We start from the raw sequence: 14,361 nt of genomic DNA on the forward strand, positions 1-14,361 counted from the left end.
CGGCAGGGTAAGGTTAGTGTGCCGCGAGGGGCGGCACCCAGATCCGCGGAAAGCTGTCACCAGCACCCCTTTTGCCGACTAGGACCGACACCTTGGTGTTTCTCATGCCCAACCAAGCGGATCGCAGGGCCAGACATGAGGAAACCCATGATGACATCTCTCGATCAGCTGCGCCGCGATGCAAAGGCGCTCCGCAAGGCCTATGAGGCCGGGGAAACTTATGCCGGACAGCGTGTCGCCAACTATCCGCCGCGGCCCGATGGGGTGGCGCTGAAACACGCCGATTTCCTGCACGTGATCGCCCGCGAAGCGCAGTTCGAAAGCTGGCCCGCGCTGAAGCTGGCGGCCGAGCTGCAGGGGCTCGACCGCGCCGCGCGGCAGCAGCGGTTGAAGATCGCGGTCTTCCAAGGCCAGGGGCCGGTGATCCGGCGGCTGCTGTCCGAGACGCCGGATCTTGCGCAGGGGCTCTTTGGCTTGCAAGTGGCGCTCTACGATCTTGCTGCGGTGGAGGCGGTTCTGGGACGAGACCCGGGCGCTGCGACCCGCATGATCGGCCCGAGGACGCCTATGTGCCACCTGGCATTCTCCCGCTATATCCACGAGCGCCGCGAGCTGGCGCCGCAGATGATCGCCATCGCCGAACTTCTGGTCGCCCATGGTGCCAGTGTGAATGACTCGATGCCAGTAGCGCCGGGCAATGAACACAGGCTCTCGGCGCTTTATGGTGCCATTGGCCATGCGAACAATATGGCGCTGGGGCGCTGGTTGCTGGAGAGGGGCGCCGACCCGAACGACGGCGAGTCACTCTATCACGCGACTGAGCTGGGGCATCACGAAGGGCTGCGGATGTTGCTCGACCACGGTGCGGATCCGGCGGGTACGAATGCACTTTTGCGGGCGATGGACTTCGAGGATGTGGAAGCGGTTAGGATGCTGATCGCCGCCGGCGCAAACCCCAGTGAGTTCAACGGGGCGCATGTGGGCGGCGAACCTCCGTGGGTGATCCCGGCGTTGCATCAGGCGGCGCGGCGCATGTGCGGGCCGGAGATGATTGCGGTGTTGCTGGACGCGGGCGCTGATCCTTTGGAGGTCTTCGACGGTGCGACGGCCTATGCCTATGCGCGGGTCTTCGGCAATGAGGCGCTGACACGGGCCATCGAGGCCCGGACAGCGCCGCCCGCGCTCAGCCCGGTGGAAGAGCTGCTGGCCGCTGCGGCCGCGGGCGGGGACACCGGTGGGGCCTGGCTTGACCCCGCTGACATGCCGGAGCCATATCTGAACATCATCCGCATGATCCTGCACCTGCCAGGCAAGCTCGATCACATCCAGCGCCTCGTGGACCTCGGCGTGCCTTTTGACCAGCCGGATACAGAAGGGCTCACGCCGGTGCAGGTTGCGGGTTGGGAGGGGCTTCCGGAGGTCATGAGTTACTTCATGTCCATGGGGGCCGATCTGGAGCATCAGAACAGCTATGGCGGCACCTTACTCTCGACCATTCTGCACGGCTCGGAGAATTGCCCGCAGCGCGCCGAGCGGGATCACGCCGCCTGTCTGACCCTGGCGCTGGAGGCCGGCGTGCCGTTGCCGCGCCGTGCGCCGGATCTGGCCGGTGTCCCGGAGCTTGGTGAGCTGCTGGCCGAGTGGGCAGAGCGCCACCCGGATCAAGTGGTTGACGGAGGTCCGGTCTAGCCCCGCCGCCCCTCGAATTGGGTGACTGTCACGCCCGCCTTCTCCAGCGCGCCGCGCACGGACCGCGCAATCTGGACCGCGGTGGGCGTGTCCCCGTGCAGGCAGATTGTATCGATACTCGTCTCGATCCGCTTGCCCGAGGCAGTCAGGATCGCACCGGCCCGCACCATGTCGACCATGCGCTGGCCCGCAAGCTCCGGATCATGGATCACCGCGCCCTCGAGGCTGCGGTCGACCAGCGTGGCGTCATCGTTGTAGGCGCGGTCGGCGAAGATCTCGCCTGCGAAGGCGCAGCCGAGCGCGCGCACCGCCTCTTCCTGCGCTGTGGCACAGAGCACCATCACGATGAGCTCGGGGTCGACCGAGAGCGCCGCCTCGTAGCAGTCGCGGGCCAGCGCCTCGTCCTCGGAGGCCATATTGGCCAGCGCTCCATGCAATTTCAGATGGCGCACGCGGCCTCCCAGCGCGCGGGCGACCCCAACGGACGCTGCGACCTGATAGCGGATCAGGTCCTGCAGTTCCGCCCTGGGGATGTTCAGCCGCCGCCGCCCAAAGCCCTGCAGATCGGCAAAGCCGGGGTGCGCGCCGAGCCCGACCCCGTTCTCCATGGCAATGCGCATCGTCCGCGCCATCACCGAGGGATCGCCCGCGTGTGCCCCGCAGGCGATATTGGCCGAGGTCACGGTCTGCAGAAGTGCTGCATCATCCCCCATCACCCAAGGCCCAAAACTCTCGCCCATATCGGCGTTCAGGTCGACGCGGGTCATGGCTGTTCTCCTTTTGTGGCAAAGGGGTCGGCGGTGGCAGAGACCGCACCGCTGACCAGTTGGTAGCCCAGCAGATCGGCGATGTCATGCGGGTCGCGCACCAGAGGTGCGATGCGCGACGGCAGCGCCTTGACCTCGGCACGTGCGCGGGTCTCGATGGCGATGGCCGCATCCAGCGAAATCAGCTCGAAGCACAGCTCGACCCCGGCGGGGGCCTGCGCGACCTTGGGCAGATCGGCGGGGATCACCGTGCCGATGCGGGGATACCCGCCGGTGGTCTGACTTTCGCACATCAGCACGTAGGGCGCACCGTCGCCAGTGATCTGGATATCGCCCGTGGTGATGATCTCCGACACGATGCTGAGCCCGCCCTCCGCAACGAAGCCCTCACCTGGCATGTCCAGCCGCACGCCCTGGCGGTTCGCGCGGGGGTCGCGCCGGAACTGGGTAGTGCGGAACCGGGCACGGGTCTCGGGGGAGAACAGCTCTGACTGGAAGGAGGGGATCATCCGGATGACCCCACCGCTCAAGCGATCGTCGGGGGTCAGGTGCTGGCCGGATCGGGCCGCCGCTGACGGGATCGGCAGGGCGTCGCCGGCCGTCAGAACCGCGCCGATCCCTGCGGTCAGATGGGCGGAGCGCGCGCCCATCTCAAGCGCGGTGTCGACCCCGCCAGCCACGTGGAGATAGCCGTAGGTTCCACTGCGCACACCGCCGATCACCAGCTTCGCGCCTGCGGGCAGCGCATGGCTCGCGTTCCAGATCAGCGGTGCGCCGTCGAGCGTCGCGGTCATCTCCGCGCCGGTCAGCGCAATGACCGTGTCGGCATCTGCTTCGAAGGTGCCGCCCATCCCCATCATCTCGATGGCGGCGCAATCGGGTGACTGCCCAAGCAGCGCCGCACCTTCACAGAGCGCCAGCTGGTCTACCGCCCCCCCACGGGTCAGCCCTTTCGCGAGGTAACCCGTGCGCCCGCGATCCTGGAGGCTCAGCGCCGGACCCGCGTTTATGACATGCAGCGTGCCGCTCATGCAATCGCCTCGCGGTCCGCTGCGCCATAGCTCTCGGTCGCCGTCAGCCTGTCGAACGCGGCGCGCTCGATGGCCGGAAAGATCAACTCATCGCCGGGAGAGAGCGCGAAGGGCATCTTGGCCCGTTGGTTGAAATTGCGAAAGGCCGTCTGGCCCACGTGCCGCCAGCCCGTGGGCGTCGGCCCGGTGAAGATGATGAGCTGCCGGATCGCAACCACCAGCGCACCCGCCGGCACGCTTTTGGTGAGGCCCTGCTGGCGCGGGATGTCCCAGACCGCAGGCAGCTCACCCAGGTAAGGCTGCCCAGGCGCAAAGCCGAGTGTCAGCACCCTCATCCGCGCGGTCGAGAGCTGGCGGATCGCCTCGTCCGGGTCAAGCCCCGCAATCCCGGCTGCCTCTTCGAGCTGCGGTGCGAGATCGGTGCCATAGACCGTGGGCACATGCCAGAGTGTGCGTCCTGCGGGCAGGGGGGCTGCGAACCAGTCTTCTTCCGCCAGCAGCGCACGCAACCGCTCTTCCACCGCTTCGGCGGGCACGGTCACCAGATCGACGGCGACGAAGACCGAGACCAGCGTCATCATGGTCTCGCTCACCTCCGGCCAACCCTCGGCCTCGACGGCGGCGCGGAAGGCGAGGGCGGCGCGGTTGGCAGGCTCGCTCATGATGTCGCCGAAGCTGACCAGCAGGCCGGTGAGGCCGACGCGGGCGATAGTGGGGGTGCCGCTCATCTCAAGGCGCCAGCCGGTAGAGCGGGGGCAGCAGGATCGGGGTCAGATACATGGGCAGCTGCCAGCAGGCGACGAAGATCATCACCGGTGCCATGACCTCGGGCGGCAGGGTCACAAGAAACAGCGCGATGTTGCGATTGCCCGCCGCCAGCGCGAGCGGCCCGCTCACATGCGCCAGCGTCGAGTGGCGCAGGACCAGCAGCGTCAGCAGTTGCAGCCCAAAAGACAACGTGAAGGCCGCCATCGCCCAGAGCAGCGCAGACATCGGGTCGCTGCGCAGCATCGGACCAAGCGCGGCCATCAACCCCACCACGATCACCGCAAAGGAGAGCACCGACGCGCCGTCCATCGCCTTGATCTGCGCAGGGCTCGCCACCGGCAGCAGCCACTGCCTCAGCAGGAATCCGAGCCCGGCCGCACCAAGGATGATGAGCAGCGCCCGCAGCCCGACACCGACCAGGACATAGACATCGACCACGACCGGTACGGCCACCAGCACCGGCAGCAGTGTGAGCGGAAAGAGCGCCGTGCCCAGCACCAGAAACTGCATCATGCGCCCCGGATCCTGCCGCAGGATGATCGCCAGCGACGCTCCGCCCGCAATGGTCGGCGCGGCACAGGCCAGCACCACCGCGAGCGCGAACGGCGTGCCGCCGAGGCCCGCCAGATGCCCAAGCGCGGCGACCGTCAGCGGCACCGCCAGTTGAAGCACCAACACGGCGGGCAGGCTCCACCGCAGATCGCTGAGCGCGCCAAAGGCCGCGCGGTGCCCGATGCGAAAGGCCGTGATCACCAGCAGAACCGCCACCATCTCCGGCAGCCACGGCGCCATTGCAGTGGCAAGGCCGGGCAGCCCGACGCCGGCCAGAAGGCCGAGGATCAGCAGGGTACGGGAGTAGGTCGCACATAAGCCGAGGGCCCGCATCATCTACGGCGTGTTGCGGATGTTGTCCGGTAGCCACGTGGCGAGGCCGGGGAACCAGATCAGCACGAAGACCATCAGCACCATGATCAGGAACATCGGCAACGCGGCCTTGGTGATATACCCCATCTCGTGCCGGGTCATGCCCTGCAGCACGAACAGGTTAAACCCGATGGGCGGGGTGATCTGTGCCATCTCGACGACGACCACCACGAAGATGCCGAACCAGATGAGGTCGATGCCCGCCTCACGCACCATCGGCTCGACAATGGCCATGGTCAGAACGACGGCCGAGATCCCGTCGAGGAACATCCCGAGGATGATGTAGAAGACCAGCAGCGCCATCAGCAGCTCAAACCGCCCCAACTCCATCGCCGCGATGTTGTCGGCCAGCGCGCGGGGCAGGCCCGTGAAACCCATCGAGAGCTTCAGGAACGCCGCGCCAGCGAGAATGAGCGCGATCATCGCGGAGGTGCGCATCGCACCCATCAGGCTCTCGCGGAAGGACGTGGGCGTGAGCGAGCCTTGCGCTGCCGCCAGCACCAACGCGCCGATCACACCGATGGCCGCAGCTTCCGTCGCCGTGGCATAGCCGCCGTACATGGACCCGATCACCACGGTGATCAGCAGCAGAACCGGCAGCAGGAACCGCGAATTGCGCAGCTTCTCAGCAAAGCTGAGGCCTGTGTCCATGCGCGGGTTCCACGACGGCGAGAGTTTCGAGACAATCGCCACATATGCCATGAACATGCCCGCGAGGATCAGCCCCGGAAAGACGCCTGCAAAAAAGAGCTTGGTGATGCTCTCGTTCACCGTCACGCCATAAACGATCAGCGCAATCGACGGCGGGATCATCAGCCCGAGCGTCGCGGCACCGGCCAGGGTGCCGATCACCATCTTCTCGGGATACTCCCGCGCGCGCAGCTCCGGGATCGCCATCTTTCCGACCGTGGTCAGCGTCGCGGCGGAGGAGCCCGACACAGCCGCAAAGATCGTGCAGGAGACGATGTTGGTATGCACCAGCCCGCCCGGCATCCGCGCGAGCCAGGGCGACAGCCCCTTGAACATGTCTTCGGACAGACGCGTGCGGTAGAGGATCTCGCCCATCCAGATGAAGAGCGGCAGCGCAGTCAGCGTCCAGCTCGAAGAGGATGCCCAGATCGTAGTGATCATCGTGTCGCCGACGGGCCGCGTGGTAAAAAGCTCCATGCCGACCCAGGCCACGCCCATGAGCGCGAGGCCCACCCAGACGCCGGTGCCGAGCAACAGGAAGAGGACAACGAGGAACAGTATGATCGCATAAAGCTCGGTCATGGCATCAGACCTCGAAGCTGTCTTCGACCGTCTCGCGGACGATCCGATGATCGCCCTTGAAGATGACGGCGACGAGATTGTCGGTCAGCGCGATGGCCATCAGCCCGCCGCCGATCACCATGACGGATTGCGGAATCCAGAGCGCGGTGGCGTCCTGTCCCTGGCTCACCTCGTTGAACTTCCACGACCAATAGACGAACCAATAGGCGTAATAGGTAAAGTACCACGCCACCCCCGCCGCAATGGCGAAACACCAGATCTCCAGCATCCGCCGGGTCTTGACCGTGACCGCATTCAGCAGGATTGACACGCGGATATGCGCCCCGCGATTGAGCGCATTGGCAAAGGCCAGAAAGCTCGCCGCCGCCATCGCGTAGCCGGCGTAATCCGGGGCCCCGGGGAAAATCTCGCCCGTCCAGCGCGCTACCATCTGCGCCACGATCAGACCCAGAATGGCGATCAGGCAGAGGGCCGCCGCCACGCCGGAGGCCAGATACAGAAAATCAAGCGTCTTGCGGATCGCAGTCACCGGCCCACCCCTCTAGGCTGTCAGAAAATGGGCGGCGCCGGATGCACCGCCCGCGTCGCGATTACTGCGAGGCCTTGAAGGCATCGACAAGGGCCGCACCCTCTTCACCCGCCGCTTCCAGCCACTCGGCGGTCATCGTGGCACCAATCTCGCGCAGCTCTGCCATCAGTGCATCACCCGCCGGTTGCACGGTCATCCCACCTTCGGCCAGCCCGTCCATGGTGAACTGGGTGTAGTCCTTCGAGGCCTGCAGCCCGCGTGCTTCGGCTTCCGTTGCACAGGCGCGGATCGCTTCCTTGTTGGCGTCCGATACATCAGCCCAGACGTCCTGATTGACCATCACGTAGTTGCGCGGCAGCCAGGCGTCGACCTCGTAGAAATGCGTGAGGCTCTCCCAGACCTTGCGGTCGTAGCCCGTCGCACCGGAGGAGACCATCGACTCCGCCACACCGGTCGCAAAGGCCTGGCTGATCTCGGCCGCCTCGACGGTCACCGGCAACATGCCAGTTAACTCCGCCAGACGGCTGGTGGTGTTGTTGTACGAGCGGAACTTGATCCCCTCCATGTCCGCCACGCTGTTGACCTCTTTCTTGAAATAGAGGCCCTGGGGTGGCCATGGAACCGCGTAAAGCAGTTCGAGGTTCTGCTCGTCGAGCAGTGCTTCGATTTTCGGCTTGGCGGCCTGATACAGCTTCTCGCTGTCCTCGAAGGACGGCGCGAGGAAGGGCACGGAATCAAAGCCGAAGATGGCGCTCTCGTTCTGGTGGCCCGAGAGCAGCCGCTCGCCGATCTGCACCTGACCGGTCTGGATCGCGCGCTTGATGTCGGCGCCGGCAAAGAGCGACCCGCCGGGGTGTACCTCGATGGTGATCTCACCGTTCGTGCCCGCGCCGACGCACTCGGCGAAGGCCACGCCGTTCTCCGAATGAAAATTGGACGCCGAATAGGCCATCGGCATGTCCCATTTCTCCGCGGCCAGACCCGCGCTCGCGGTCAACGCCAGCGTGGCCGTCCCGGCCATCAGTGCTTTCGTGAATGTCATGTGGTTTTCCCTTGTTGGTCGTCTGTTGTTCCGCGCGCTGGGGTTGGCCCCGGTCGCACGAGCAATCCATCGCGCGGACAGCCGGAGGCACCGCGGGATGATTCCCTGGGGTCAATACTGCGCAACTTTCACAACACGTCAACAAAATGTTGACAAAATGTCTGCGTTGAGGAGAATTCCAGTATGTCTGATGGTTTTCTCGGCCCTGTCGTCTCCTCCGCGCATCTCGCGAGCGGCTCCTTCGCGGAGATCTCGGAGTTGGAGTTCGGTCTGACGCTGGCGAACAACGCGTTCCACCGCTGGATGGTGCGGGCCATCGCGATGGCAGGCTATCCGGAACTGGGTGCGCTGGACGTGCTGGTGCTGCATTCGGTCTATCACCGGGACCGGCCAAAAAAGCTCGCCGACATCTGTCTGGTGCTCAATGTCGAGGACACGCACACCGTGAATTACGCGGTCAAAAAGCTCATCAAGGCGGGGTTGGTGACGGACGGGCGGCAGGGCAAGGAAAAGACCGTGGCTGCCACCGAGAAGGGCGCGGAGACCTGCGTGCGCTACCGCGAAATCCGCGAAGGCCTGCTGTTGCGCGCGGTGGGTGAACTGGGGCTGGAGCCGGAGCAGGTGAGCCACGCCGCTTCGCTCCTGCGGCTAATGTCCGGACAATACGATCAGGCAGCGCGGGCGGCCACGACGTACTAGATTTGGTGGACTTTGCGGTAAGCGACATCTTTGTGCCAAGGGCGTCGCCCGACCTGGAGGGCGTTTGCACCACCAACAGCAGTGCATGCCGTTCCAAGACTCCCGATGTTACGCTCTTGGCTTGACGTCAAAATCGCCCTCCGGGGGGAGGTCGGGCGATGCCCAGCCTATCAGCCGGGCGGGACAATCGGGCAGTGTGGTCCCCAGAATGACGCAGGTCATTCTCTTACGAAGGTTTGATTTTTGAGTATTTGCAGACGGGTGAAGAGGCCATTTGGCCTAGGCCTGGCACAACCAATCGTCGCAAAACGCGACTGATCCGACACCCGCGAGCCGGGTGAGCCGTGCAAGCTCCGCCTCGAACGCGGCATGACGGCCTTTGCCCCAACGCACCTTCGGCTCGGGCCAGAGCGCGCGGACCTCAAGCACATCACGGTCGCGGAAGGCCTTCATATCCACCCGCCCCACCAGCCGATCACCCTCGAGGATGGGAAAGACGTAATAGCCGTATTTGCGTTTGGCCTCGGGCACGAAAATCTCGATCCGGTAATCGAAGCCAAAGAGTCGCTCCGCCCGCTTGCGGTCGCGCAGCGCCGGATCGAATGGGCTCAGCACGCGCAAGCGCGATGTTGGCTCCGTGGTCAGGGCCGGATCGGCCAAGATGCCGGGGCGGGCGTAACAACTCTGCGGTTTTCCCGCCGCTGAGAGGACCGCGATAGGCTGCAGGTCCCCCTTCGCGACGGCCCCGGCACACCACGCCTTGGCTTCCTCGAGCGTCACGTGGTCCCAGAAGGCGGCGATCTCCGTTGGCGTCGCAAACCCGAGCCGCTCAAGCGCACCGGCACAGCACCAATCCACGATCTCTGCATGCTCCTCCGGATCCAGCGGGTGGCAGAGCGTCTCGTCGATCACCCGCTCGGTCAGGTCATATCGTTTGCGGAACCCGTCGCGTCCCACGACACAGAGGACACCGCTCCGCCAGAGGTACTCCAGCGCCGTCTTTGAGGGGTGCCAGTCCCACCACCCGCCGGAGCCCCGTTTCTCGTCCAGCCCCACGTCCGAGGAACAGAGCGGCCCCTGCTCGCGGATCTGATTCAGGACGGGCTGGAACTGCGCCTCGAAGCCGTCGCGCCGCCACGCGCTCCATTTCTCGCGCAGGCGCGCCGCATCCCGTTCGCGTCGCAGCTGCCACTGCCGATAATATCCCATGGGGATCACGGCCGCGTCATGGGTCCAGTGCTCGAAAAGCTGCCGATCGCGTTCATGGAGCAGCTTCAGTGCTTTGGGGCGGTAGGCGGGGCGTCGCGAGAACAGGATCAAGTCATGCGCCCGCGCCAGCGTATTGATGCTGTCAAGCTGCACAAAGCCCAGCCGCTCGATCAGCGCAAGCAGGTCTGCGCCCTTGGCGGGCCCCGCTGGCGTCTCGCTCAAGGCGTGGCGGTCGAGAAACAGCCGCCGTGCGGATCTATTGTCGAGAACGGCCGTGTTCATCGGCGCTGGTTGCGGCGCAGCGTGTCCCCGTAGGTGATCGTGGGCGTGAGAGAAATCCGTGCCGGTTCGCCCGGGTCGGCATCCTCTGGCAGTGCGCTGCGGTCGAGGATGATCTGCGCCGCCGCCGCCCCGATCTCCAACCGGCAGGCGTCCATTGTGGCGAGCTGGCGCGGCAGCCCTTGCAGAAGCTCCACGCCGTTGAAGCCGGCAAGCCCGATTTGCCCGGGTACGTCGATCCCCTCATCGAGGAGGTACAAAAGCCCGCCTGCCCCGATCATATCATTGGAATAGTACAGAAAATCCAGGTCCGGAGCACGCTCCAGCATGGCTTGTGTCATCTCCCGGCCCTTTGCCAGCGCAGAGCCGCCCGAGTAGAAATCGCGCGCCTCGATCTCGATGCCCGCCTTCGTCAGCCCCTCGGTGAACCCTTCGAATCGCTTCCGCGCCCGGTGATCGAGGGGCATCTTCGTGCCCATGAAGCCGATGCGCGTGTAGCCTTCCTTCAGGATCGCCGCTGCCATCATCCGCCCCGCACGGCGGTGCGAAATGCCCACCATGGCATCCACCGGATTGCCATCGGTGTCCATGATCTCCACCACCGGAATGCCGGCGTTCTGCAACATCGCGCGCGCCGCGTCCGAGTGCTCCAGCCCCGCGATGATCACGCCGGAGGGCCGCCAGGACAGCATCTCGTAGAGCACCTGCTCTTCCTTCTCGGGCAGGTAGTCGGTGACACCGACAACGGGCTGCAACGGCGTGCCGTCGAAGGTGCGGTTGATGCCGGTCAGGACCTCGGGAAACACCATGTTCGACAGCGAGGGGATGATCACGGCCACCAGGTTGACCCGCTGTGAGGCGAGTGACCCCGCGATCTGGTTCGGCACATAGCCCAGCGATTTGGCCGCCTCCAGCACCTTCTGCCGGGTGGCCTCCGACACGTCTCCGCGGTTCCGCAGCACACGGCTGACCGTCATCTCCGACACTCCGCAGGCTTCCGATACGTCGCGAAGGGTCAACGGGCGCTGCTTGGGTCTTGTCACTGCACATGTCCTGCTTTTGTTGCCCCTTGGTACCGCAGGTACCGCCTCGCTCGCAAGCGCACTTCGACGCGGCATTCGGGCGATGACAAAGCGGATGAGTTGCTCTACACCCGGGCCAGGCGGTCCCGTGGCTCAACTGGATAGAGCAGCCCCCTCCTAAGGGGCAGGTTGCAGGTTCGAATCCTGCCGGGGTCGCCAAAAAAAGACAACGAACACAAATTGTTGCAGTGCTCCGTACGGTCCGCTTTGCAAGAGCGTGCAGCATTTTGCGGCCTCTGTGCCGGCACATGTAAAGAACATCGGTACAAAACCTGTAGAGCCCAACCCGCCGGATAAAGGAATTTGGCGATCCCAAAGACGGAAAAATCCCGGCTCGGCGGCAACCGAGACCGGGATCAAATCTACAGCAAAAGCGTCCAGCTTTCTCCGTGACCTGACCTCAAGCACCGTCGCGGAAGCAACTGGGATTCAAGGCAACGAGTTGCCGTTGCGCGGTGCGTCATGAGTGTAAGGCTGACACATGGTGGCTTACCCGCTGACATTACACCCTACAAACTGAAACGGCTTCTGAAACGAGCCGGAGTTTCGCTTGGCCTTTCGAAAGGTGCCGTGGAGTACCTCGAGTTCGCTATCGACAACTGCCGGCCGTCAGATTTCCTTCAAGGTAGGATTTGTGCGATCTGGCATTCACTAGAGAGGATGGGCCATGTCCTTGCAATATCGAAACGGCAGGTTGGGTGGATCGAGGCTACGCGACATGCATCTTGCGAGGGAATGGGCGGGCCTTTGCCCCTCGCCCCCAAGCCCGGCGCAAAGCGCCTCAGGTGGCAGGCATGAATAAGCGAGAGCCAAAGCCGCGTCTGGTGCCTGATCTGGTTTTGCGGGTGCGCTTTACTGCGGATGAGCGCGACGCTTGGCTTCGCAAAGCCTGCGCTGAGGAGCGATCCCTGTCCGACTATCACGCGCCCTCTTGTCCGCTGAGCGGATGCAGCGGCGCGCAAGACCGCCAGAGGTCGATCCCGTGTTGCTGGCGGCGGTTGTACGTGCGGGCAACAATTTGAACAAGATCGCCCGCGCCATGAACAGCGACCACAAGGCTGGGAGCGATATCGACCTGATCGCCGTTCGCACGCTGCTCCTGGCGCTGGACCGTCAGCCTGCCGAAATCGTTGTGGAGCACTCAAGATGATGGCCCGCGAGATCAATCTTCTGATCTTCAATTCGACCCAGAAGGTCCGGCAGAGGACTTGGGCCGAGGCGCGTCCGTTGGAAATTTGCAGGACAGGTGCGGCTTGAACCTGCGCCATGCCGCGTCGAACCTGGGCTTCGGTTCCGGTTCCGCTTGACAAATCCGCCCGATCCAAAGCAACTGCTTTGCATGCTGGTGCTTGGCCCTGCCAAGTGAAAAGGGAATGTGCAGCCGGGCTCCCCGGTGAAGCACAGCCGCCCCCGCGACCGTGAACGGAAAGGGCTGCCAAGACCACTGGAGCATTGCTCCGGGAAGGTGGGCAGACCGCAGGCCGCAAGGCCGTGATCCGCAAGCCGGGAGACCTGCCAGCATGCTGCGAAAACCGGACGGGGTGTTCCGGTGTCGAGATATGTCCCACGTCGGGCCCTCTCGCCATCTGACCCGCGTCCCATGACAGATGGGACATGGACATGACAACAACGGCCTCCGAGCCTGATCCACCGCCAACCGAATTGCTGGTCTGCATCAAATGCCGCCGCGGTCAGGAGACCCCGGAGGACGAGCGTCGCCCGGGCCAGCGCCTCTACGATAGGCTGGCCGCCAATACGCTGCCCGCCGGCATCCGCCTCACCGCTGTCGAATGTCTGCAAAACTGCGACCACGGCTGCACGGTGGCCCTGCGGGGCGGTGCCCGATGGACATACATTTACGGAAATATCGATGAAGTGTCGCATCCGGACGTTCTGATTGAGGGGGCCGCCCGCTACAACGCGACCGACGACGGGCTGATCCCATGGCGCGAGCGCCCGGAGCATTTCAAACGCAACTGCATCGCGCGCATTCCGCCGCTGGAGGCTGACCATGACTGATCTCGCCAAACTCCCTGTGACCGTGATCACCGGCTTTCTCGGTTCGGGGAAGACGACGCTCATCTCCCAACTGATGCAGAACCCCGGTGGCAAACGGCTGGCGGTGGTTGTCAATGAGTTCGGCGATGTGGGCGTGGACGGTGACATCCTTAAAAGCTGCGCCATCCCCGACTGCCCAGCGGAGAACATCATGGAACTCGCCAACGGCTGCATCTGCTGTACCGTGGCGGATGACTTCATCCCGACCATCGAGGCATTGATGGCGCTCGATCCGCGCCCCGATCACATCCTGATCGAAACCTCCGGTCTCGCCCTGCCGAAACCGCTGCTGAAGGCCTTCGACTGGCCTGACATCCGCTCGAAGATCACCGTCGACGGCGTGATCGCCCTGGCGGACGCCGAGGCGGTCGCCGCGGGCCGCTTCGCGCCGGACGTGGCCGCCGTCGATGCGCAGCGCGCAGCGGATGAGAGCATCGACCACGAAACCCCGCTGTCCGAGGTCTTCGAAGACCAGATCTCCTGCGCCGACATCATCCTGCTGACGAAACCCGACCTCGCTGGTCCTGAGGGTGTGGCCAAGGCCAAAGAAATCATCGCAGCCGAAGCACCCCGCCCGCTGCCCGTGGTCGAGGTGGCCGAAGGCGTGGTCGACCCGCGGGTGATCCTCGGGCTCGAGGCCGCCGCCGAAGACGATATGGATGCGCGCCCCAGCCACCACGACGCGCCGCATGACCACGACCACGAGGACTTCGACAGCATCGTCGTCGATATCCCCGAACTCTCTGATCCGGCGGACCTCGTGCGCGCGGTCGAAACGCTGGCGAATGATCACAACATCCTCCGCGTGAAGGGCTATGCCGCCGTCACCGGCAAACCGATTCGTCTGCTGGTGCAGGCGGTCGGCGCCCGCGTGCGGCACCAGTACGACCGCCCCTGGCAGCCGGACGAGGCGCGGCGGGGGCGTCTCGTGGTGATCGCCGAGCATGACGACATCAAACGCGCTACCATCGAAGCGGTGCTGGGCGTCCACGCGCCCGAGCCCGCCGAGTAG

Annotated in this window: 14 protein-coding genes, 1 tRNA gene and 1 riboswitch; of the genes, 6 read left to right on the plus strand and 9 right to left on the minus strand. The window is 64.7% G+C overall.

What is annotated here, in order from left to right; all coding sequences use genetic code 11:
* The first annotated feature begins 147 nt into the window (after positions 1-147).
* Entirely contained in the window at positions 148-1,689 is a 1,542-nt protein-coding gene (locus MUB52_RS08015; protein WP_263843689.1) for an ankyrin repeat domain-containing protein, read from the plus strand.
* On the opposite strand, the gene MUB52_RS08020 is transcribed toward MUB52_RS08015, so the two are convergent.
* The 7 genes from MUB52_RS08020 to MUB52_RS08050 form a co-directional block, all read right to left on the minus strand.
* On the minus strand, positions 1,686-2,456 hold the full coding sequence (locus MUB52_RS08020) for a LamB/YcsF family protein (protein WP_263843690.1): 771 nt from the start codon (positions 2,454-2,456) through the stop codon (positions 1,686-1,688). The two genes, MUB52_RS08015 and MUB52_RS08020, sit on opposite strands and share 4 nt — an antisense overlap.
* On the minus strand, positions 2,453-3,487 hold the full coding sequence (locus tag MUB52_RS08025; RefSeq protein WP_263843691.1) for a 5-oxoprolinase subunit C family protein: 1,035 nt from the start codon (positions 3,485-3,487) through the stop codon (positions 2,453-2,455). Before MUB52_RS08025 ends, MUB52_RS08020 begins: the two co-directional genes overlap by 4 nt.
* Positions 3,484-4,215: a 5-oxoprolinase subunit B family protein gene (locus tag MUB52_RS08030; protein ID WP_263843692.1), complete on the minus strand. Its 732-nt coding sequence runs from the start codon at positions 4,213-4,215 to the stop codon at positions 3,484-3,486. Before MUB52_RS08030 ends, MUB52_RS08025 begins: the two co-directional genes overlap by 4 nt.
* A gap of 1 nt (position 4,216) precedes the next feature.
* Positions 4,217-5,143 carry a hypothetical protein gene (locus MUB52_RS08035; protein WP_263843693.1) on the minus strand — a complete coding sequence of 309 codons (927 nt, stop codon included), beginning with the start codon at positions 5,141-5,143 and terminating at the stop codon, positions 4,217-4,219.
* Positions 5,144-6,451, minus strand: a complete 1,308-nt coding sequence (locus tag MUB52_RS08040; protein ID WP_263843694.1) for a TRAP transporter large permease — start codon at positions 6,449-6,451, stop codon at positions 5,144-5,146. It abuts the gene before it with no gap.
* 4 nt (positions 6,452-6,455) lie between these two features.
* Positions 6,456-6,980: a TRAP transporter small permease gene (locus MUB52_RS08045; protein ID WP_263843695.1), complete on the minus strand. Its 525-nt coding sequence runs from the start codon at positions 6,978-6,980 to the stop codon at positions 6,456-6,458.
* Positions 6,981-7,041: 61 nt separating this feature from the next.
* Positions 7,042-8,022, minus strand: coding sequence for a TRAP transporter substrate-binding protein (locus tag MUB52_RS08050; protein ID WP_263843696.1), 981 nt, complete (start codon positions 8,020-8,022; stop codon positions 7,042-7,044).
* 183 nt (positions 8,023-8,205) lie between these two features.
* Between MUB52_RS08050 and MUB52_RS08055 the strand changes: the two genes are divergently transcribed.
* The gene (locus MUB52_RS08055; protein ID WP_263843697.1) at positions 8,206-8,721 is read left to right on the plus strand and encodes a winged helix DNA-binding protein; all 516 of its coding nucleotides are present in this window, start codon (positions 8,206-8,208) and stop codon (positions 8,719-8,721) included.
* A 279-nt stretch (positions 8,722-9,000) separates the two neighbouring features.
* Here MUB52_RS08055 and MUB52_RS08060 read toward each other — a convergent pair whose 3' ends face one another.
* Both MUB52_RS08060 and MUB52_RS08065 read right to left on the minus strand, forming a co-directional pair.
* Positions 9,001-10,212, minus strand: coding sequence for a winged helix-turn-helix domain-containing protein (locus tag MUB52_RS08060; protein WP_263843698.1), 1,212 nt, complete (start codon positions 10,210-10,212; stop codon positions 9,001-9,003).
* Complete coding sequence (locus tag MUB52_RS08065) at positions 10,209-11,252, minus strand: LacI family DNA-binding transcriptional regulator (RefSeq protein ID WP_263843699.1); 1,044 nt, start codon at positions 11,250-11,252, stop codon at positions 10,209-10,211. Before MUB52_RS08065 ends, MUB52_RS08060 begins: the two co-directional genes overlap by 4 nt.
* A gap of 121 nt (positions 11,253-11,373) precedes the next feature.
* Here MUB52_RS08065 and MUB52_RS08070 point away from each other — a divergent pair.
* The 4 genes from MUB52_RS08070 to cobW all read left to right on the plus strand — a co-directional run bounded on the left by MUB52_RS08070 (position 11,374) and on the right by cobW (position 14,361).
* Positions 11,374-11,450 (plus strand) — tRNA-Arg (locus MUB52_RS08070).
* An 823-nt stretch (positions 11,451-12,273) separates the two neighbouring features.
* Positions 12,274-12,441, plus strand: coding sequence for a hypothetical protein (locus tag MUB52_RS08075; protein ID WP_263843700.1), 168 nt, complete (start codon positions 12,274-12,276; stop codon positions 12,439-12,441).
* Positions 12,442-12,617: 176 nt separating this feature from the next.
* Positions 12,618-12,825: riboswitch (cobalamin riboswitch) on the plus strand.
* A gap of 86 nt (positions 12,826-12,911) precedes the next feature.
* Entirely contained in the window at positions 12,912-13,310 is a 399-nt protein-coding gene (locus MUB52_RS08080; protein ID WP_263843701.1) for a DUF1636 domain-containing protein, read from the plus strand.
* Positions 13,303-14,361 carry a cobalamin biosynthesis protein CobW gene (gene cobW, locus MUB52_RS08085; protein WP_263843702.1) on the plus strand — a complete coding sequence of 353 codons (1,059 nt, stop codon included), beginning with the start codon at positions 13,303-13,305 and terminating at the stop codon, positions 14,359-14,361. The genes MUB52_RS08080 and cobW overlap by 8 nt, the downstream gene beginning before the upstream one ends.

The sequence above is a fragment of the Roseobacter sinensis genome, assembly GCF_025755255.1.
GTDB lineage: Bacteria > Pseudomonadota > Alphaproteobacteria > Rhodobacterales > Rhodobacteraceae > Roseobacter > Roseobacter sinensis.